The organism is Blastococcus sp. LR1 (assembly GCF_020166105.1).
Lineage (GTDB): Bacteria > Actinomycetota > Actinomycetes > Mycobacteriales > Geodermatophilaceae > Blastococcus.
The window spans coordinates 241,754-261,246 of record NZ_JAIUJY010000001.1; the positions used below are offsets into that span (position 1 = coordinate 241,754).

The window sequence follows — 19,493 nt, forward strand, 5'->3', positions numbered from 1 at the left end:
ACGCACCGGCGAGCCCGTTTGCCGGTTCGGGGAGAATGGACGGCGTGAGTGCCCCCACCGGTCCCTTCGCCGCGCTGCCCCCGCAGGTCGACCTCCCCGCCCTCGAGCACACGATCCTCGACCGCTGGGAGAAGGAGAAGGTCTTCGCCCGGTCGCTGGAGGCCTCGCAGGGCAGGCCGCAGTGGAACGTCTACGAGGGGCCGCCCACGGCGAACGGCCGCCCCGGCACGCACCACATCGAGGCCCGGGCGTTCAAGGACGTCTTCCCCCGCTTCAAGACGATGCAGGGCTGGCACGTGCCCCGCCGCGCCGGCTGGGACTGCCACGGCCTGCCGGTCGAGATCGCCGTCGAGCAGCAGCTCGGCTTCGCCGGCAAGCCCGACATCGAGCGCTACGGCATCGCCGAGTTCAACGCCCGCTGCCGCGAGTCGGTGGAGACCCACGTCGCCGACTTCGCCGACCTCACCCGCCGGATGGGCTACTGGGTCGACTTCTCCGAGGCCTACTGGACGATGGACCCGTCCTACATCGAGAGCGTGTGGTGGTCGCTCAAGCAGGTGCACGGCAAGGGCCTGCTGGTCGAGGACCACCGGGTCGCCCCGTACTGCCCGCGCTGCGGCACCGGCCTGTCCGACCACGAGGTGGCCCAGGGGTACGAGACGCTGACCGACCCGTCGGTGTACGTCCGCATGCCGATCCTGGACGGCGAGTGGGCCGGCAGGGCCGACCTGCTGATCTGGACGACGACGCCGTGGACGCTGCCGAGCAACACCGCCGTCGCCGTGCACCCCGAGGTGACCTACGTCGTCGCCCGCGCCGCCGGCTCCGACGACGTCCCGGTGGTCGTGGCCGAGCCGCTGCTCGCCGCCGTCCTGGGCGACGACGTCGAGGTGCTCGGGCGCACTCCCGGCCGCGACTGGGAGCGGATCCACTACCAGCGCCCGTTCGAGCTGGTGGAGTTCCCCGCCGGCGAGGACGCGCACTACGTCGTCCTGGCCGAGTACGTCACCACCGACGACGGCACCGGCCTGGTGCACCAGTCCCCCGCCTTCGGCGCCGACGACCTCGCCGTCTGTCGCGGCTACGGCCTGCCCGTCGTCGTCCCGATCGACGCGACCGGCCACTTCCTGGCCGACGTCCCGCTGGTCGGCGGGCACTTCTTCAAGGCCGCCGACCCCGCCCTGGTCGAGGACCTGCAAGCCCGCGGCGTGCTGTTCCGCGAGCTCCGGTACGAGCACAGCTATCCGCACTGCTGGCGCTGCCACACGCCGCTCATGTACTACGCGCAGCCGTCCTGGTACATCCGCACCAGCGCGGTGAAGAGCCAGCTGCTCGCCGAGAACGAGAAGACCAACTGGTTCCCGGAGAACATCAAGACCGGCCGCTACGGCGACTGGCTGAACAACAACGTCGACTGGGCGCTGTCGCGCGACCGCTACTGGGGCACCCCCCTGCCGGTCTGGCGCAACGAGGACGACCCGCAGCAGATGGTCGTCGTCGGCTCGCTGGCCGAGCTCTCGGAGCTGACCGGCCGGGACCTCTCCGACCTGGACCCGCACCGGCCGTTCATCGACGAGGTCACCTTCACGCTCCCCGGCACCGACGGCATCTACCGCCGCGTGCCGCAGGTCATCGACGCCTGGTACGACTCGGGCTCCATGCCGTTCGCCCAGTGGGGTGCGCCGTACCGGAACCAGGAGAAGTTCGAGGCCGCGTACCCGGCGCAGTTCATCTGCGAGGCGATCGACCAGACCCGCGGCTGGTTCTACTCGCTGATGGCCGTCGGCACCCTGGTGTTCGAGCAGAACTCCTACGAGAACGTGCTCTGCCTGGGCCACATCCTGGCCGAGGACGGCCGCAAGATGAGCAAGCACCTGGGCAACATCCTCGAGCCCATCCCGCTCATGGACCGGCACGGCGCCGACGCCGTCCGCTGGTTCATGCTGGCCGGCGGCTCGCCGTGGTCGGCCCGCCGGGTGGGCCACGAGACGCTGTCCGAGGTGGTCCGCAAGGTCCTGCTCACCTACTGGAACACAGCCAGCTTCTTCACCCTCTACGCCGAGACCAACGGCTGGGACCCGGCCACGTCGCCGGCGCCCGCCCGGGCCGAGCGACCGCTGCTGGACCGCTGGGCGCTGGCCGAGCTGGCCGCCGTCACCCGCGACGTCACCGCCGCGCTCGAGGAGTTCGACACCCAGGCCGCCGGCCGGCTGCTCGCGCAGTTCGTCGACGACCTGTCCAACTGGTACGTCCGCCGGTCCCGCCGTCGCTTCTGGGACGGCGACGCCTCGGCGCTCGGCACCCTGCACGAGGTGCTCGACGGCCTCACCCGGCTGATGGCGCCGTTCACGCCCTTCGTCACCGACGAGGTGTGGACCCGCGCGGTCGTCCCGGGGAAGGCGGGGGTGGGTGGGGAGACGGCACCGGACTCGGTACACCTGGCCTCCTGGCCGCACGTGGACGCCGACGCCCTCGACGACACCCTCGTCGAGCAGATGGCACTGGTGCGTCGGCTGGTCGAGCTGGGCCGCTCCGGTCGCACGTCGGCCAAGGTGCGCACCCGGCAGCCGCTGGCCCGCGCCGTCGTCGCCGCTCCGGGCTGGACGACGCTCCCCCGCGACCTGGTCGCCGAGGTGGCCGACGAGCTCAACGTCGCCGAGGTCCTGGAGCTCGCGGCGGTGGGCGGTGACCTGGTCGACGTCAGTGTGAAGATCGACTTCCGCGCCGTGGGCCGGCGGCTGGGCAAGCAGGTGCAGGCCGTCGCCAAGGCAGTCGCCGCGGTCGACGCCGGCCGGCTGGTCGCCGACTACCGCGGCGGGACGGCGACGGTCGAGGTCGACGGCGCCCCGGTCGCGCTCGAGGACGGCGACCTGATCGTCACCGAGACCCCGCGCGAGGGCTGGACGGTGGCCAGCAACGGCGGGCTCACCGTCGCGCTGGACCTCACGCTCACCCCGGAGCTCGAGCGGGCGGGCCTGGTCCGCGAGGTCGTGCGCCTGGTGCAGGAGGCCCGCAAGGGTTCCGGCCTGGAGGTCAGCGACCGGATCGAGCTGCGCTGGACGGCCGACGGCGCGCTGGCCCAGGCGCTGGAGGAGCACGCCGAGCAGCTGGCCGGCGAGGTGCTCGCGGTCGCGGTGCACGCCGCCACGACCGGCGAGGGCGACGGCGTCGAGGGGCCCGAGGGCTCCCGGTTCTGGGTCAGCAAAGCATAAGGACGGCCCCCTCCCGGGTCCCGCCCCGAGCCTGCGAGGGGTGGGGAGGAGGGGGTCCTTTGATCAGCCCTTGCGGCTCGCACGGGCCCGGCCGGCGATCGTCCGGTCGGGCCGGCAGGCGCCGCACGGCGTGAAGCCGTCGGTCCGCGCCTCGTCCAAGGGGAGCGGGATCGTCGGGCGCGGCCCGACCCAGGGGCACCCGGCGACGTGGTACCGCGGGTGCTCGTCGACGACGAGCACCTCGTCCTTGAGGTCGACGATCACCAGCAGATCGGTGACCTCGACGTCCTCGACCGGCGGGTCCTCGACCTCGAGCGGCGGCACGGGCTCAGCGGCGACCGGCTCCGCGGCCGGTGCAGCTGCGACGTTGCCGGCGGCGACGGGCACCTGAGCCGGGGCCTTCGATGCGGCGGCCCGGGCCGAGATCTGCCGGCGGGCGGCGACGAGAACCGCCGCGGCGGCCACGCAGGCGACGACGCAGCCCCAGTACAACGCGGTGATCCCGGTGGACAGCCCGGCGAGGAAGAGGCCGAGGCCCACCAGCACGAGCGCTCCGGCAGCCAGGATCACGCCTGAACCTTAGGGGCGCACCGCCCCGGCTCGCCCGTTCAACCCCCGGAAACGACGAGAGGGCCCCCGGACGGATCGTCCGGGGGCCCTCTCGGTGCGTCTGGCTCAGGCGGGAGCGTGCTGGTTCTGCCGGCCCACGGTGGCGGGCTCCGCCGAGCTGCGGCTGTCCAGGTCGCGCAGGTGCGACTCGAGGAAGGACCGCAGGCGGGTGCGGTACTCGCGCTCCATGGTGCGGAGCTCCTCGATCTTCCGCTCGAGGCTGGACCGCTTCTCCTCCAGCGAGCCCATGGCCTCGGCGTGCCGGCGGTCCGCGTCCTGCTCCAGGGCGGCGGCCTTGGCGCGGGCCTCGCGCTCCATGGTCTCGGCCCGGGTGCGGGCGTCGCCGATCATCGAGTCCGCGCGGTGCTTGGCCTCGGCGACCATCTGCTCGCTCTTGGAGCGCGCCTCAGTCATGAGGCGCTCGCTGTTGGTCTTCGCGCCGCTGAGCATCTGCTCGGCCTGGGTCTTGGCCTCGTTGACGTACCGGTCGGCCGTCTCGGTGGCGAGCGCCAGCATCCGGGAGGCCCGGGCACTGTCGTCCTCCCGGGTCTGCTGGACCGGCGGCGCGGCGACCACGGGAGCGGGCGCGGGCGCCGGCGGCTCGGGTCGCTCCTCGGCGCGAGGAGCGGCTGCGCGGCCGACACCGGCGCGCAGCTCGTTGTTCTCCTCGATCAAGCGGGCCAGCTCGGCCTCCACGACGTCGAGGAAGGCGTCCACCTCGTCCTCGTCGTAGCCCCGCTTGCCGATGGGTGGCTTCTTGAAGACGACGTTGTGCACGTCGGCAGGAGTCAGTGGCATCGGTGAGTCACCTCGGGTCGGACGGCGGGCACAGGGACGTTTGCGGACGAGCGGGACAGCACCCGTTCGGCGTCTCTACCCCGGAAAGGAGAAGCGGTCACGCGGTGAAGGCCAGCTGGGTCGTGATGCTCCGGAGGATCACCACGGCGATCAGCAGCACCATAAACCCGAGGTCCAGTCGGATGGACCCCAGGTTCAACGGCGGGATGACCTTGCGCACCGCCTTCAGCGGCGGATCGGTGGTGGAGTAGACGACCTCCAGCCCGGCGGCGACCAGGCCGGAGGGACGCCAACTGCGCGCCAGCACCATCACCCAGTCCACCACGAACCGTGCGAAGAGCAGCACGAGGAACACGAGCAGGACCGATGAGACGATCGACCAGAAGAGAGCCACGGTCCTCGTTCGTTCAGGGCACCTGTGGTGCCGCCTTCAGCGGTGTCACCACTCCCCCACCGATCAGGACTTCTGCGCGAACCCGCCTTCGCGGATCTTCGCCTTGTCCTCAGCGGTGACGGCGACGTCCTGCGGGGAAAGCAGGAACACCTTGGCCGTGACGCGCTCGATACTACCGCGCAGACCGAAGCTCAGACCCGCAGCGAAGTCGACGAGCCGCTTCGCGTCGGCGTCGTCCATCTCCGTGAGGTTCATGATCACCGGCATGCCGTCGCGGAAGCGCTCACCGATGGTGCGCGCCTCGTTGTACGTGCGCGGGTGCAGCGTGGTGATCCGGTAGGACTTCGCGACCGGCGCCGGCGCGGGGGCCGGCTCGGGCGCGGAGACCGGCTCGGGCTCGTGCGCGAGGGCCGCAGCGGCGCTCACCGGGCCGGAGCTGTGCACCGGGCCGGAGGAGTGCCCGGCGCCGCCGAGACGGGCCGAGGACGAGCCGGACGCCGTCGGGGCGAGCCCGAGCGTCCGGGGTGCCACGCGGCGCACCGCGATGGGCTCGGGGTCGCGAACAGGAGCCTCGGCCATGGCCGGCTCCTCGTCGTACCCGGCGCGGGCGTAGTCGTCGGAGTACGCCGGGTCGGCGTATCCGTCGTCGTAGCGGTCCTCGCCGTACCGGCCGTACCGGCCGTGGTCGAGATCTTCCGACGACCGTCCGTCGTACCGGCCGTAGGCCCGGGTGTCGTCGTCCTCGACGAGCCCCAGGTAGATCCCCATCCTCCGCATGGCTCCAGCCATCGGACCTCCCCTTCTGCCGGTGTCCTCAGCGTCGCGTCTGCGCGGCTGTCACATCGTCCCCAGTAGTTCGGTTCCCGTGCGCCGCGTGTGACTGCTGTGACTCGCGTGGCTGGTGTTCCTCGAACTCATCGCAGGGTAGGGGGCGCGCGCCGAACAACGCGGTACCGACACGCACGAGCGTGGCGCCGGCGGCGACCGCCTTCTCGAGGTCCCCGCTCATGCCCGCCGACAGCTCCCGGGCCTCCGGATGATCCGCCCGCAGGGCCTCGGAGAGGGCGGCCAGCCGGGCGAAGGCGGGCGCCGGGTCGGCGCCCCGCGGCGCCACCGCCATGAGCCCGCGCAGCCGCAGGCCCTCCGCACCGGCCACGGCGTCGCAGAGGGCCGGGAGCTCCTCGGGCGAGGCGCCACCACGGGCCGCGGCCTCCCCCTCGGGGCCACCCAGGTCCACCTGGACGAACACCTCGACGGGGCGCCCCAGGTCCTGGCCGGCTCGATCGAGGATCGCGGCCAGCGCCGGGCGGTCCACCGAGTGGACGACCGCCCCGGTGCGGGCCACCGCCGCCGCCTTGTTGCGCTGCAGCTGGCCGACGAAGTGCCAGCGCAGGTCGACGTCGTCGAGCACGCCCGCCTTGCCCAGCAGCTCCTGGACCCGGTTCTCGCCGAAGTCGTGCTGTCCGGCGGCGACGAGCGCGCGGACGTCGTCGGCGGGCCAGGTCTTGCTCACTGCGAGCAGGGCGACGTCGGCCGGATCGCGTCCGGCCGCCCGCGCGGCGGCGTCGATCCGGGCGCGGACGGCCCGCAGGTTCTCCTCGAGGCGGGACATGACGCCATCCTCCCGCGGCCACGCTTCAGGGGCCCGCGCCGAGCTCGCGAGGCGTGGGGGGGAGGCGTGGACCTTATGCCAGCCAGACGAGCCCGGCCTGGCGGCCGGTGACGCCCTCCCGGCGGTGCGAGTAGAGGGTGGGGTCCTCCACCGTGCAGCGCGGGTCCTGGACGACCTCGGGGATGCCGGCCTTCCGGAGGATCTCGGCCACGCCCGCGCGCAGGTCCAGGCCGGGGGTCCCGGTGCGGGTGCGCACCGCGGCGGCGGGCGCCACGGCGGCCACCTCGGCCTGCATCGCCTCGGGCACCTCGTAGCACTCGCCGCACACGGCGGGACCCAGGAGCGCGGTCACGTGGCGGGCGCGGGCACCCAGGCTGGCCATCGCCGAGAGCGTGGCCGGGACGACGCCCTTGCGCACGCCCTCGCGTCCGGCGTGCACCGCGGCGACGACACCGGTCTCGTGGTCGGCGAGCAGCACCGGCACGCAGTCGGCCGCCAGCACGCCGAGCACCAGGCCCGGAGTCTTCGTGACCAGGGCGTCGGTGTCGGGCAGCGGACCGTCCTGGGGTCCGTCGACGATCGCGACGCCGGTGCCGTGCACCTGGGACATCCAGACCAGCCGGTCCTCCCCCACACCCAGCTCCCGGGCCACGCGGGCCCGGTTGGCGGCGACGTCGGCCGGCTCGTCGCCGACGTGGTCACCCAGGTTGAAGGAGTCGTACGGGGAACGAGAACGGCCGCCCCGCCGGTCGGTGACGACCCTGCGGGGTCGCACCGCCGACGGAGCGGCCGGGTTGATGCTCATTGCTCGCAGACCTTACGGCCCGCGATCAGCCCTTGAGGAACTCCGGGATGTCCAGCTCTTCCTCGAAGTCCTCGTTCGACAGCGGCCGGCGCCCGTTGGCGTTGGCGCCCTGGATCGGCGGCAGCGGCGGAACCGTGATGCCACCGCCCTGGGCCGGACGCTGCGGGGTCGCCGACCCGCCCGACGGCTGCGGCGCGAGCCGCTCCCCCGTCACCGGCGCCGGCGGCTGGGCCGCCTGCGGTGCGGCGGCCGGGACCGGCGGCGGCGTCGTGGCCACCGGCGGAGCGGCGACCGAGCGGCGGTGCGTGGCGAACGGCGAGGCCGATCCCGCCGACGTGCCGCCGGTCGCCATCGTGGAGGTGGCACCGTCCTTGCGCGTGGGACGCCCGCCGTCGAAGCCGGCGGCGATGACCGTCACCCGCACCTCGTCACCCAGGGCGTCGTCGATGACGGCACCGAAGATGATGTTGGCGTCCGGGTGAGCCGCGTCGGAGACCAGCGAGGCTGCCTCGTTGATCTCGAACAGCCCCAGGTCCGAGCCACCGGAGATCGACAGCAGGACGCCGTGGGCGCCCTCCATCGAGGCCTCCAGCAGCGGCGAGGCGATCGCCTGCTCGGCGGCCAGGAGCGCACGGTTGTCACCGCGCGCGCTGCCGATGCCCATCAGGGCGGAGCCGGCTCCGGACATGACCGACTTGACGTCGGCGAAGTCCAGGTTGATCAGACCCGGCGTGGTGATCAGGTCGGTGATGCCCTGGACGCCGGACAGCAGCACCTGGTCGGCGGTGCGGAAGGCGTCCATGACGCTGACGTTCCGGTCGCCCAGCTGCAGCAGCCGGTCGTTCGGGATCACGATCAGCGTGTCGCACTCGTTGCGCAGCTCGTCGATGCCCGACTCGGCCTGCACCGCGCGCCGCTTGCCCTCGAAGGCGAACGGACGGGTGACCACACCGATGGTCAGCGCACCGAGCTTGCGTGCGATCGACGCGACGACGGGGGCGCCACCGGTTCCGGTGCCACCACCCTCGCCCGCGGTCACGAAGACCATGTCGGCCCCCTTGAGGACCTCCTCGATCTCCTCGCGGTGGTCCTCGGCGGCCTGGCGGCCCACGTCGGGCTGCGCGCCCGCTCCGAGGCCACGGGTCAGCTCGCGGCCGACGTCGAGCTTCACGTCGGCGTCGCTCATGAGCAGCGCCTGGGCATCGGTGTTGATCGCGATGAACTCGACCCCCTTGAGGCCGACTTCGATCATGCGGTTGACCGCGTTCACCCCGCCGCCGCCGATGCCGACGACCTTGATGACCGCTAGATAGTTGTGCGGAGGTGTCATGCGGCGCTCCCCAACTGGACCCTCATCCTCAAGTTCAGCCTTACAGTTATGTCAACTCGTTGACGTGGAGAAAGCTAGGTGGGGTCACGGAGGGGTCACAAGCACCCCGTCCGGCTCGGCGTGTCGGTGTGCACGGATCGCACCAGACCCTCACGACCCAATGGTCACATTCGCATCACGAGGCGTGACGACGCGCGCCGGAAGCGTCTCATGCCGGGGTTCAGGAAACGGCCGGCGCACGAGACGGAAAACATCCGCGACCGGATCGCGTGTCGGGCGTGTCGCGGTGGCGGGCGTGTCGGCGGACGCCCTGGTCAGAACCCCTGCGGAGGCGTCCGGCAACGCTGCGCCACCGCGCCGGCAGAGGCGCGTCGCAGGGGCTAACGGAGGACGACTGCGTCGGGCGCGCTGACGTCGATGAGCTCGGCCGGCTCCAGCTCGCCGTCGCCGATCCGCTCGAGCAGCCCCGCGACGACCCGGCTCTTGGTTCCCGACTCCTCCGCGCTCCCCCACCGGACGACGGTTCCGTCCCGCATCGTCAGCTCGATGGCCTCCGGATCGCGGACCGCCACCTGCTCGACGTCGTCGCGCAGCCTGCCGGGGAGCGCCCGGATGGCCGCGATGCCCGCCTGCGTGGCGGGGTCGGCGGACCCGGGCTCGTCCACGTCGAGCCGGACGACCTCCCGCGGCGGATCCCCGGTGACGGTGTCGAAGAGGACGCCGTCGGCGTCCACCAGCGAGCGGCGACCGGCCGTGCCCACGACCGCCACCGGGATGCGTTCGGCCACCGTGATCACGATCCGGTCCGGCCAGCCACGGGCCGCCTGTGCGGAACGGATCCCGGGCAGCTTCGCGACCCGGTCCTCGATGGCACCGACGTCCACCCGGAGCAGCGGAACCCCGTCCGGCACGCGCGCCACCTCGCGGACCTCCTCGGCGGTGAGCGCGCTGAGCCCGTCGACCTGGACGTCGCGCACGGCCAGCACCGGCCCGAGCCAGAGCAGCCAGCCGACCACCGCCAGGACGGTCAGCAGCGCGGCCGCCTGCAGCGTGCGGCGCCGGCGTGGCGCCAGCGGCCGCCGTCGACCCGACGCCGGCGCGGCGCTGGAGCCGCGGCGCTCGGCCGGCCGACGGCCGCCGCTGGTGCGGTCCCGGGTGGTGCGACCGGTCCGGTTCACAGTCCGGCGTCCGGCGCGGCGTCCTTCCCGGCAGCACCCGCGGCGGCGCGCAGGGCGTCGAGCACCTCCGGCCCGACCATCGACACGTCCCCGGCGCCCATCGTCATGACAAGGTCACCGGAGCGCGCCCGGGCGGCGAGCGCCGGGCCGGCAGCCGACCACGACGGCTCGAACACGACCCGGTCGGCCGGCAGCGGCACCGCGTCGGCGACCATCGCGCCGGTCACGCCCGGCACGGGGTCCTCCCGGGCGCCGTAGATGTCCATCACCACGACCTCGTCGGCCAGCCCCAGGGCGGCGCCGAAGCCCTCGGCGAACTCCTGGGTCCGGCTGTAGAGGTGCGGCTGGAAGGCCACCACCAGGCGCCCCTCCCCCGCGACCGCTCGCGCCGCCTTCAGCTGGGCGGCGACCTCGGTCGGGTGGTGGGCGTAGTCGTCGTACACGCGGACGCCACCGGCGACGCCCTTGAGCTCGAACCGCCGGTGCACGCCGCCGAAGCGGCCCAGCCCCTCGACGAGGGCGTCGGCCGGGAGCCCGAGCTCCAGCCCGGTGAGCAGCGCGGCGGCGCTGTTGCGCGCCATGTGCTCCCCCGGGACCTGGATGCGGACCCGGCCGAGCTCGGTCCCGTCGAGCACCGCGGTGTAGCTGGTGCCCTCGGCGGCGACCTCGAGGTCGGTCAGCCGGAGGTCGGCGTCCTCTGCGGTGCCGTAGGTCCGCACGCGGGCCGGCGTCGGAACCGTCCGCAGCCGCGCCGCGCCCGGGTCGTCGGCGCAGATCACCACGAAGCCGGCCGGGTCGACAGTCTGCAGGAAGCGGTCGAAGGCGGCCTCGACGGCGGCGAGGTCGCCGTAGTTGTCCAGGTGGTCGGCCTCGACGTTGGTGACGATGGCGCAGAACGGCGCGAGCAGCAGGAACGAGCGGTCGCTCTCGTCGGCCTCGGCGACGAAGACGTCGCCCTCACCGGCGTGCGCGTTGCTGCCCGACTCGTTCAGCGTGCCGCCGATGGCGAAGGACGGGTCGACCCCGCACGCCTGGACGGCCACGGTGAGCATCGAGGTGGTCGAGGTCTTGCCGTGGGTCCCGGCGACGGCGATGCTCCGCCGCCCGGCCATCACCGCGGCCAGGGCCACCGCCCGGGGCAGCACCCTCAAGCCCCGCTCGCGGGCGGCCACCAGCTCCGGGTTGTCGGCCCGGATCGCGGTCGAGACGACGACGGTGTCGGCATCGCCGACGTGCTCGGCGGCGTGCCCCAGCTCGGTCCGCGCGCCCAGCGCCCGCAGCGCCAGCAGCGTGGGGCTGTCCCGGCGGTCGCTGCCCGACACCCGCACGCCGCGGGCGAGCAGGATGCGGGCGATCCCGCTCATCCCTGCGCCGCCGATGCCGATGAAGTGCACCGCGCCCAGCTCGGGGAGGGACGGCACCGGCCCCGTCCAGTTCGCGACGTCAGCTGCGCTCATCGGGTCGCCACCTCGCAGACGATGTCGGCCAGCCGGTCGTCGGCGTCGGGGACGCCGGCCGCGGCGGCGTGCCGGGCCAGGCCGGCCAGGGCCTCGGGGTCGGAGAGCAGGGGCAGCAGCGTTCCGGTGATCCACTCGGGCGTGAGGTCGGCGTCCTCGACGAGGAGCCCGCCACCGGCCTCGATCACCGGCAGCGCGTTGCGGCGCTGCTCCCCGTTGCCGATGGGGAGCGGCACGAAGGCCGCGGGCAGCCCGACCGCCGACAGCTCGGCGACCGTCACCGCGCCGGAGCGGCAGAGCGCCAGGTCGGCAGCCGCGTAGGCGAGGTCCATCCGCTCCAGGTAGTCGACGACGACGTAGGGCGCGCGGCCCGAGGGGCGCTCCGGAACCTGGACGCCGGTGTTCTTGGGGCCACGGGCGTGCAGCACCTGCACTCCGGCGTCGGTGAGCGCGTCGGCGGCGGCGACCGCGGCGAGGTTGAGCGTCCGGGCGCCCTGCGAACCGCCGAAGACCAGCAGGGTGGGCCGGTCGGCGTCCAGACCGAACGTCTGCCGGGCCTCCGCGCGCAGCGCCGCGCGGTCCAGCGTGGAGATGCTGCGCCGCAGGGGCATGCCGACGTGCTCGCCCCGGTGCAGCGGCGTGCCGGGAACGGTCAGCGCCACCCGGGCGGCGAGCCGGGCGCCGATGCGGTTGGCCAACCCGGGCAGCGCGTTCTGCTCGTGCACCACTATCGGTATCCCCGCCCGCCCCCGCTTGGCGCGGCGCGCGGCCAGGTAGGCCGGCAGCGCCACGTAGCCGCCGAAGCCCACGACGACGTCGGCCCCGACCTCGTCGAGGATCGCCCGGGTGTCGGCCACCGAGCGGCGCACCCGCCCCGGCACGCGGAACAGGTCGAGGGTGGGCTTGCGCGGCAGCGGCACCGGCGGGATGAGCCGCAGGTCGTATCCGCGGGCGGGCACCAGCCGGGTCTCCAGGCCGCGCGCGGTGCCCAGGCAGGTGATCCGCAGGTCGGGGCCGCCGCGCCGGCGCAGGGCGTCGGCGAGCGAGAGCATCGGCTCGATGTGCCCGGCGGTCCCGCCGCCGGCCAGCACGACCGACATCGCCCCGGTCACCGGTTCCCGCCGGGGCGTCGGCGCGGCGCCGGGTCGCGACGGGCGGGCGCGGGCGGGCGACCTGCCGCCCCGCGGGGGGATCCACCGGTCCGCGGGGCCTCCGTGCGGGGCGGCGTCCGCCGGGTCGACGTCCCCCGGGCGTGCACGAGCGTGCGCGCGCCGGCGACGACCGGCGACCCGGCTCCCGTCTCGTCGGGGAAGCGCCGCGGGGGCACCGGGTCGACCGCGTGCGCGGGCGCCGGCATGAGCAGGCGCGCCAGGCGGCTGCGCTCGGCGGTGCGCAGGTGCTCGACGGCGGCGGGCTCGGAGCAGGCGAACCTGGCCAGCAGGCCGACGATGAAGAGGGTGAGGATCAGCGACGTGCCACCCGCAGAGATCAGCGGCAGCGTCACACCGGTCACCGGAAGCATCCCCACCACGTAGCCCATGTTCATGGTCGCCTGGCCGATCAGCCACACGGTGATCGCGACGCTGGCCAGCTGGACGAACCGATCGGCGGAGCGGCGGGCGATCCGGAAGCCTGCGTAGGCGAGCACGCCGTACAGGGTGACGACCACCAGGCAGCCGAGGAAGCCCAGCTCCTCGCCGATGATCGCGAAGATGTAGTCGGACTCCGCCTCGGGGAGGATGTTCCACTTCATGGCGCTGTTGCCCAGCCCCACGCCCCAGAACCCGCCGTTGGCCAGCGCGTAGAAGCCGCGGATGGCCTGGAAGCCGGTGTTGGTGGGGTCGGCGAACGGATCCATGAACGCGGTGATGCGCTCCATCCGGTACGGGGCGATCAGCACCGCGATCACGGTGAGGGTGGCCGCGGCGGCGGCGAAGACGCCGAACCAGCGCATCGGCAGCCCGCCGGCCCAGAGCAGGCCGACCAGCACCAGGCCCAGGCTCACCACGCCGCCGAAGTCGGGCTCGGCGATCAGCAGCAGCGAGAGGACGCCGAACACGGGCAGGACGGGGACCAGCAGCGCCCGCGTGGTCATGTAGCGCTCGCGCAGCGCCAGCATGTGCGCGCCCCACAGGGCGAACACGAGCTTGCCCATCTCCGAGGGCTGGAAGTCGGTGAACCCGAGCGGGATCCACTGGCGGGCGCCGTTGCGCTGGATCCCGATACCGGGGATCAGCACCAGCAGCAGGAGGGCGAAGACGACGACCAGGGCCTTCGGTGCGTGGCGGCGGATCAGGCCGACCGGCAGCCGCATGCCGACCACCATCGCCCCGACCCCGACGCAGGCCAGGACCAGCTGCTTCACCCCGGGCGCCCAGGCCGGCTGGTCGTCCAGCGCGGCCTCGATCGCCGAGGCGGAGAAGACCATGACCAGGCCGATGAGCAGCAGCAGACCGGCCGAGCCGAGCACGAGGTGGGCGCTGGTCATGGGGCCGTCGAGCCAGGCGGGCCCGGTCCAGCGGTGCGTCGGCCGGGTCACCCGGGTGCCCCGGCCGCCGGTGCGGTCGCGGTCGGTCCGCGCCGCCCGTGGCCGGGTCTCGGTGCTGGTCATCGCGCTCCCCCGGTCGGCCCGTCAGCGAGGGCGCGCACCGCGTCAGCGAACGCCTTGCCGCGGTGACCGTAGTCGCGGAAGACGTCCATGGAGGCTGCGGCGGGCGCCAGCAGGACGGTGTCACCGGGGCGGGCCAGCTCCGCGGCTGCCGCGACGACGCGCGCCATCGTGACCGCGGGGTCGGGCCGGTCCGCCTGCATCCGGTCATCGTTGCCGCTGGCCACCTCGACGACCGGCACCGACGGCGCGTGTCGCACCAGGGAGCGGGCGATCTCGGCCCGGTCCCGGCCCAGCAGGACCACCCCGGCGAGGCGGGGCCCCACGGCCGCGACCAGCGGGTCGACGTCAGCGCCCTTGAGCAGGCCGCCGGCGATCCAGACCACCCGCGGATAGGCGGCCAGGGAGGCGCCCGCGGCGTGCGGGTTCGTGGCCTTGCTGTCGTCCACGTAGTCGACGCCGTCCACGGTGGCGACCAGGACGTTGCGGTGCTCGCCGCCCTGGAAGCCGGCGAGCCCGCGGGCCACGGCGTCGGCCGGCACGCCGACGGCGCGGGCCAGAGCGGCGGCGGCGAGGGCGTTGACGGTGTTGTGCGGGCCGGGCACCTGCAGCTCGGCGCGCTCCATCAGGACCTCGCCCGCCGGGTCGTCGGCGAACGCCCGGTCCACCAGCACACCGGCCCGAACGCCCAGCTGCCCGGGCGCGGGCTCGCCGAGGGTGACGGTGACCGGGCGGGCGTGGCCCTGCACCAGCCGCGCGGCGACGGCGTCGCCGCCGTCGGCGACGGCGACCGGCGAGCGCTCCAGGATGCGGGCCTTGGCGTCGCGGTAGGCGGCGAAGGAGCCGTGCCAGTCGGTGTGGTCGTCGGCGACGTTGAGGACGGCGGCGGCAGCGGGCGCCAGGGTCGCCGACCAGTGCAGCTGGAAGCTGGAGAGCTCGACGGCGATCGCGTCGTAGGTCGGGGTGCCGTCCTCGTCCCGGGCGGTGACGACCTCGACCAGCGGGCGGCCGACGTTGCCGGCCGCGACCGCGCGCCGTCCCGCCGCGAGCAGGATCGCCTCGAGCATCGTCACCGTCGTCGTCTTGCCGTTGGTGCCGGTGACCGCGAGCCAGGGCGCGGGCGTGCCGTCAGGCCCCGGGATGCGCAGCCGCCAGGCCAGCTCCGGCTCACCCACGACCTCGATCCCCCGGGCGGCGGCGTCGGCCAGCAGCGGGTTGTCCGGCCGCCAGCCCGGCGAGGTGACGACCAGGTCGACGCCGGCCGGCGCGGAGTCCACCGCGCCGAGCCAGGTCGCGCCGGCGGAGGTGAGCTCCGCGACGGCCGGCACCTGGGCGGCGTCGGTGAGCAGGACGCGGACCCCCTGGTCGAGCAGCACGCGGGCGCTGGCCACCCCCGAGACGCCGAGACCGGCGACGAGGACGGTGCGGCCGGCGAGAGCCCCGCTCACAGGCCCACGAAGCTGAGCCAGTCGGCGTAGAACAGCCCCAGCCCGAAGGCGACGGCCATGCCGGTGACCAGCCAGAACCGGACGATGACGGTGCTCTCCGTCCAGCCGGCCAGCTCGAAGTGGTGGTGCAGCGGCGCCATGCGGAAGACCCGCCGGCGGGTGGCGCGGAAGAACGCCACCTGGATGATCACCGACAGCGTGACCGCCACGAAGAGGCCACCCGTCACGATCAGGAGCAGTTCGGTCCGCGTGACGATCGCCAGCCCGGCGATCAGGCCACCCAACGCCAGCGAGCCGGTGTCGCCCATGAAGATGCGGGCCGGACTCGTGTTCCACCACAGGAAGCCCAGACAGGCGCCCATGCCCGACGCCGCGATGAGCGTGATGTCGAGCGGGTCGCGCACCGTGTAGCAGCCCTCGATCAGCTCGTTCGCGCAGTCGTGGGTGAACTGCCAGAACGAGATGACGACGTAGGACGCGAGCACCATCGCCGAGGAGCCGGCGGCCAGCCCGTCCAGGCCGTCGGTCAGGTTCACCGCGTTGGAGAACCCGGCGATGAAGAGGTACGCCAGGATCACGAAGGCGATCGGGCCCAGGGTCAGCGGCGCGATGTCGCGGACGTAGGACACCACCGTCGACGCCGGCGTGACCCCGTTGTGCGGGAAGTTGATGGCCAGCACCGCGAACGTGACGCCGATGACCAGCTGGCCGACCAGCTTGGCGGTCTTGTTCAGCCCCAGGCTGCGCCGGTGCCGGATCTTCAGGTAGTCGTCGAGGAACCCGACGGTGCCCATGCCGACCATGAGGAACAGCAGCAGCAGGCCGGTGGCGGTGAAGCCCCAGCCGGCCTGGCCGACGAAGACCAGGTGCGCGACGAGGTAGCCCAGCACGGTGGCCCCGACGATGACGGTGCCGCCCATCGTGGGCGTGCCCTTCTTCGACAGGTGGCTCTCGGGGCCGTCGTCGCGGATCTCCTGGCCCAGGCCCTGCCGGCGGAAGGCGCGGATGGCCAGCGGGGTGAGCAGGATGGAGATGATCAGGCCGACCGCGGCCGCGACCAGGATGCTCCTCACTGCCCGGCACCGCCCAGCAGGTCGGCCGCGAGCAGCTCCAGGCCGTAGGAGCGGCTGGCCTTCACGAGGACGACGTCCCCGGGGCGCAGCACCTCCTCCAGCAGCGCGAGGCCAGCGGCCCGGTCCGGCACGTGCACCGACTCCTCTCCTTCGCGCCGCCCCGCGGCGGTCGCACCTCCGGCGATGCCCAGCGCATCGGGGCCCACGGCGACGACGACGTCGACGCCGGCGGCCACGGCGTCGCGGCCCAGCCGCTCGTGCTCGTCGTCGGCGTCCGGGCCCAGTTCGGCCATTCCGCCGAGCACCGCGATGCGGCGCTCGGCGGGCAGCCCCGCCAGGGCCGCGAGCGCGGCCCGCATCGACTCGGGATTGGCGTTGTACGCGTCGTTCACGATCGTCACGCCGTCGTCCCGGCGGGTGAGCTCCATCCGCCAGCGGCTGCGCGGGCCGGCGGCCGACAGCGCGGCCGCCACCTGCGCCGGCGCCATGCCGACGGCGAGCGCGGCCCCGGCCGCGGACAGCGCGTTGGCCACCTGGTGCTCGCCCACGACCTGCAGCGCGACGGGGTGCTCCTCCCCCGCGGCGACCAGCGTGAAGCGGGCGCGGGCGGAGTCGTCGAGGGTGACCCCGGTGGCCCGGACGTCGGCCTCGGCGGCGCGGCCGGTGGCGAGCACCCGGGCCGCGGTGCGCGGGGCCATGCCGATCACCCGGGGGTCGTCGGCGTTGAGGACGGCGGTGCCGTCCTCCGGCAGCGCCTCGACCAGCTCACCCTTGGCCTGCGCGATCACGTCGGCGGAGCCGAACTCACCCAGGTGCGCCGAGCCGATGTTGAGGACGACGCCCACCTGCGGGCGGGCCACCGCGCAGAGCCGGGCGATGTGGCCGATCCCGCGCGCGCCCATCTCCAGCACGAGGAACCGGGTGGCCTCGTCGGCGGAGAGCACGGTCAGCGGCAGGCCGATGTCGTTGTTGTAGGACCCGGGCGGGCTCACGGTCGGGCCGGCCGCCGCGAGCACCTGGCCGAGCAGGTCCTTGGTCGACGTCTTGCCGGAGGAGCCGGTGATGCCGAGGGTGCGCAGACCGCTGGCGGTGAGCCGCTGGTGCACGGCCGAGGCCAGCCGGCCGAGCGCGACCACGGGGTCGTCGACGACCACGCACGGCAGGTCCGGGACCGGGCGGGTGACCAGCGCGGCCACCGCACCCGCGGCCGCCGCGGCGGCGAGGAAGTCGTGCCCGTCCACGCGCTCGCCCGGCACGGCGACGAACAGGTCACCGACTCCGACGGCGCGGGAGTCGAGGGTGACGGCTCCGGTCACGGCGGCGCCGGCGTCGCCCTCGAGGCGTCCGCCGGTCGCCTCGGCGATCTCGGCCGGAGTGAGGGGAATCATGCCGGCGTCCCCCCGGCTCCGAGCAGCTCGCGGAGGACGTCGCGGTCGTCGAACGGATGCACCGTCCCTGCGACCTCCTGACCGGTCTCGTGCCCCTTGCCCGCCACGAGCAGGGTGTCCCCCGCCCGCGCCAGTCGCACGGCCGCGGCGAGCGCCTCCCGGCGCCCGGCGACCTCGATGATCTCCGCCCGGCGCCCGTCCGGCACCTCGGCGACCCCCGACAGCATCGCGGCCCGGATCGCGGCCGGCTCCTCCGACCGCGGGTTGTCGTCGGTGACGACCAGGACGTCGCTGCCCTCGGCAGCCGCGGCGCCCATCCCGGGGCGCTTGCCGGCGTCCCGGTCGCCGCCGCAGCCGAGGACGGTGATGAGGCGGCCGGTCGTGTCCGGCCGGAGCGCGGCGAGCGCGGTGCGGACGGCGTCGGGGGTGTGCGCGTAGTCGACGACCGCCACGAAGGGCTGGCCCGCCTCGACGGGCTCCATGCGGCCGGGGACGACGGTGCCGGCCACACCGGTGAGGGCGTCCTCGACGGCGATCCCGACGCTGTCGAGCAGGGCGACGGCGAGGACGGCGTTGGCGACGTTGAAGCGGCCGGGCAGCCGGACCCGGGCCGGCCAGCTGCGGCCGCCGGGGCCGTGCAGCACGAAGGTGGAGCCACCCCCGGGCGCCGTCGCGACGTCGGAGGCGGTCCAGTCCGCTCCGGCGCCTTCGGTGCTGGCCACGGTGACGGGGCGGCGGCCGGGACGCTCGGCCAGCCGGCGGCCGTAGGCGTCGTCGACGTCGACCACCTCGACGGCCGCGCGGCCGTCGAAGAGCAGCGCCTTGGCCTGGAAGTAGTCCTCCATGTCGGTGTGGAAGTCCAGGTGGTCGCGGCCGAGGTTGGTGAACCCGGCGGCGGCGAAGCGGACCCCGCCGACGCGCCCCTGCACGAGGGCGTGGCTGGAGACCTCCATGACGACCGCCGAGACCCCGGCGTCGGCCATGCCGGCCAGCAGGGCGTGCAGCGCGGGGGCCTCGGGCGTGGTCCGGACGCTGGGCAGCGCCGTCACCGTGCCGTCGGCTGCCCGGGTCTGGGTCTGCACCGTGCCGATCAGGCCGGTGAGTCGGCCTGATGCGGCGAGGCCCGCCTCCACCAGGTAGCTCGTCGTGGTCTTGCCGTTGGTCCCGGTGATGCCCAGCACCGTCATCCGCGCGCTCGGCTCGCCGTAGACCCGGTCGGCCACCGCGCCCAGCACCGCGCGCGGGTCGTCGACCACGCACACCGGGAGGCCGGTCGCCAGCGCCTCGTCCCGGCCGGACGGATCGGTCAGCAGGGCCACCGCACCGCGCTCGACGGCGTCGGCCGCGTAGCGCACGCCGTGCGTGCGGGCACCGGGCAGCGCGGCGTACAGATCACCGGGGCGCACCTCGTTCGAGGCGAGGGTGACACCCGTGATTCCGGGGGCATCGACTGCCGGACCGACCGGTCCGCCGACGAGGTCGGCCAGTGCGGTGAGGGGCAGCGGGGTCACAGGGCTCCAATCTACCGGCGGGAGCGCGCCCGACCGGCACGCATGGGCACCACCCGCGCGTCCTGCGGGT

Annotated in this window: 16 protein-coding genes; 1 reads left to right on the forward strand and 15 read right to left on the reverse strand. The window is 74.2% G+C overall.

Translation table 11 applies throughout. From position 1 onward, the window contains the following. Positions 1–35 precede the first annotated feature (35 nt). A complete protein-coding gene (gene ileS, locus LBW97_RS01180) occupies positions 36–3,212 on the forward strand; it encodes an isoleucine--tRNA ligase (protein ID WP_224497576.1) in 3,177 nt (1,058 codons plus the stop codon). Positions 3,213–3,275: 63 nt separating this feature from the next. Here the strand turns inward: ileS and LBW97_RS01185 are convergent, their stop codons facing one another. The 15 genes from LBW97_RS01185 to LBW97_RS01255 all read right to left on the reverse strand — a co-directional run bounded on the left by LBW97_RS01185 (position 3,276) and on the right by LBW97_RS01255 (position 19,423). After that, complete coding sequence (locus LBW97_RS01185; protein ID WP_224497577.1) at positions 3,276–3,782, reverse strand: hypothetical protein; 507 nt, start codon at positions 3,780–3,782, stop codon at positions 3,276–3,278. Positions 3,783–3,887: 105 nt separating this feature from the next. Then, positions 3,888–4,619 (reverse strand): DivIVA domain-containing protein, encoded by a 732-nt coding sequence (locus tag LBW97_RS01190; protein ID WP_224497578.1) that lies wholly within the window; start codon positions 4,617–4,619, stop codon positions 3,888–3,890. Between the two features lie 97 nt (positions 4,620–4,716). Further along, positions 4,717–5,013, reverse strand: coding sequence for a YggT family protein (locus tag LBW97_RS01195; RefSeq protein WP_224497579.1), 297 nt, complete (start codon positions 5,011–5,013; stop codon positions 4,717–4,719). Between the two features lie 63 nt (positions 5,014–5,076). Next, entirely contained in the window at positions 5,077–5,802 is a 726-nt protein-coding gene (locus tag LBW97_RS20165) for a cell division protein SepF (protein WP_224497580.1), read from the reverse strand. Positions 5,803–5,827: 25 nt separating this feature from the next. Further along, positions 5,828–6,625, reverse strand: a complete 798-nt coding sequence (locus LBW97_RS01205) for a YggS family pyridoxal phosphate-dependent enzyme (RefSeq protein ID WP_224497581.1) — start codon at positions 6,623–6,625, stop codon at positions 5,828–5,830. 73 nt (positions 6,626–6,698) lie between these two features. Next, positions 6,699–7,430, reverse strand: coding sequence for a peptidoglycan editing factor PgeF (pgeF, locus tag LBW97_RS01210; protein WP_224497582.1), 732 nt, complete (start codon positions 7,428–7,430; stop codon positions 6,699–6,701). Positions 7,431–7,455: 25 nt separating this feature from the next. Further along, the gene (ftsZ, locus tag LBW97_RS01215) at positions 7,456–8,760 is read right to left on the reverse strand and encodes a cell division protein FtsZ (protein ID WP_224497583.1); all 1,305 of its coding nucleotides are present in this window, start codon (positions 8,758–8,760) and stop codon (positions 7,456–7,458) included. A 380-nt stretch (positions 8,761–9,140) separates the two neighbouring features. Beyond that, on the reverse strand, positions 9,141–9,938 hold the full coding sequence (locus tag LBW97_RS01220; RefSeq protein WP_224497584.1) for an FtsQ-type POTRA domain-containing protein: 798 nt from the start codon (positions 9,936–9,938) through the stop codon (positions 9,141–9,143). Further along, positions 9,935–11,395, reverse strand: coding sequence for a UDP-N-acetylmuramate--L-alanine ligase (gene murC / locus LBW97_RS01225; RefSeq protein ID WP_224497585.1), 1,461 nt, complete (start codon positions 11,393–11,395; stop codon positions 9,935–9,937). The genes LBW97_RS01220 and murC overlap by 4 nt, the downstream gene beginning before the upstream one ends. Beyond that, positions 11,392–12,495, reverse strand: a complete 1,104-nt coding sequence (murG, locus tag LBW97_RS01230) for an undecaprenyldiphospho-muramoylpentapeptide beta-N-acetylglucosaminyltransferase (protein ID WP_224497586.1) — start codon at positions 12,493–12,495, stop codon at positions 11,392–11,394. Before murG ends, murC begins: the two co-directional genes overlap by 4 nt. An 8-nt stretch (positions 12,496–12,503) precedes the next feature. Continuing rightward, entirely contained in the window at positions 12,504–14,006 is a 1,503-nt protein-coding gene (gene ftsW, locus LBW97_RS01235) for a putative lipid II flippase FtsW (RefSeq protein WP_224497587.1), read from the reverse strand. Next, positions 14,003–15,451 carry a UDP-N-acetylmuramoyl-L-alanine--D-glutamate ligase gene (murD, locus tag LBW97_RS01240; protein ID WP_224497588.1) on the reverse strand — a complete coding sequence of 483 codons (1,449 nt, stop codon included), beginning with the start codon at positions 15,449–15,451 and terminating at the stop codon, positions 14,003–14,005. The genes ftsW and murD overlap by 4 nt, the downstream gene beginning before the upstream one ends. Next, positions 15,448–16,524, reverse strand: a complete 1,077-nt coding sequence (mraY, locus tag LBW97_RS01245) for a phospho-N-acetylmuramoyl-pentapeptide-transferase (protein WP_224497589.1) — start codon at positions 16,522–16,524, stop codon at positions 15,448–15,450. The genes murD and mraY overlap by 4 nt, the downstream gene beginning before the upstream one ends. Beyond that, positions 16,521–17,912 (reverse strand): UDP-N-acetylmuramoyl-tripeptide--D-alanyl-D-alanine ligase, encoded by a 1,392-nt coding sequence (murF, locus tag LBW97_RS01250; RefSeq protein WP_224497590.1) that lies wholly within the window; start codon positions 17,910–17,912, stop codon positions 16,521–16,523. The genes mraY and murF overlap by 4 nt, the downstream gene beginning before the upstream one ends. Further along, positions 17,909–19,423 carry a UDP-N-acetylmuramoyl-L-alanyl-D-glutamate--2,6-diaminopimelate ligase gene (locus LBW97_RS01255; protein WP_224497591.1) on the reverse strand — a complete coding sequence of 505 codons (1,515 nt, stop codon included), beginning with the start codon at positions 19,421–19,423 and terminating at the stop codon, positions 17,909–17,911. Before LBW97_RS01255 ends, murF begins: the two co-directional genes overlap by 4 nt. Positions 19,424–19,493 lie beyond the last annotated feature (70 nt).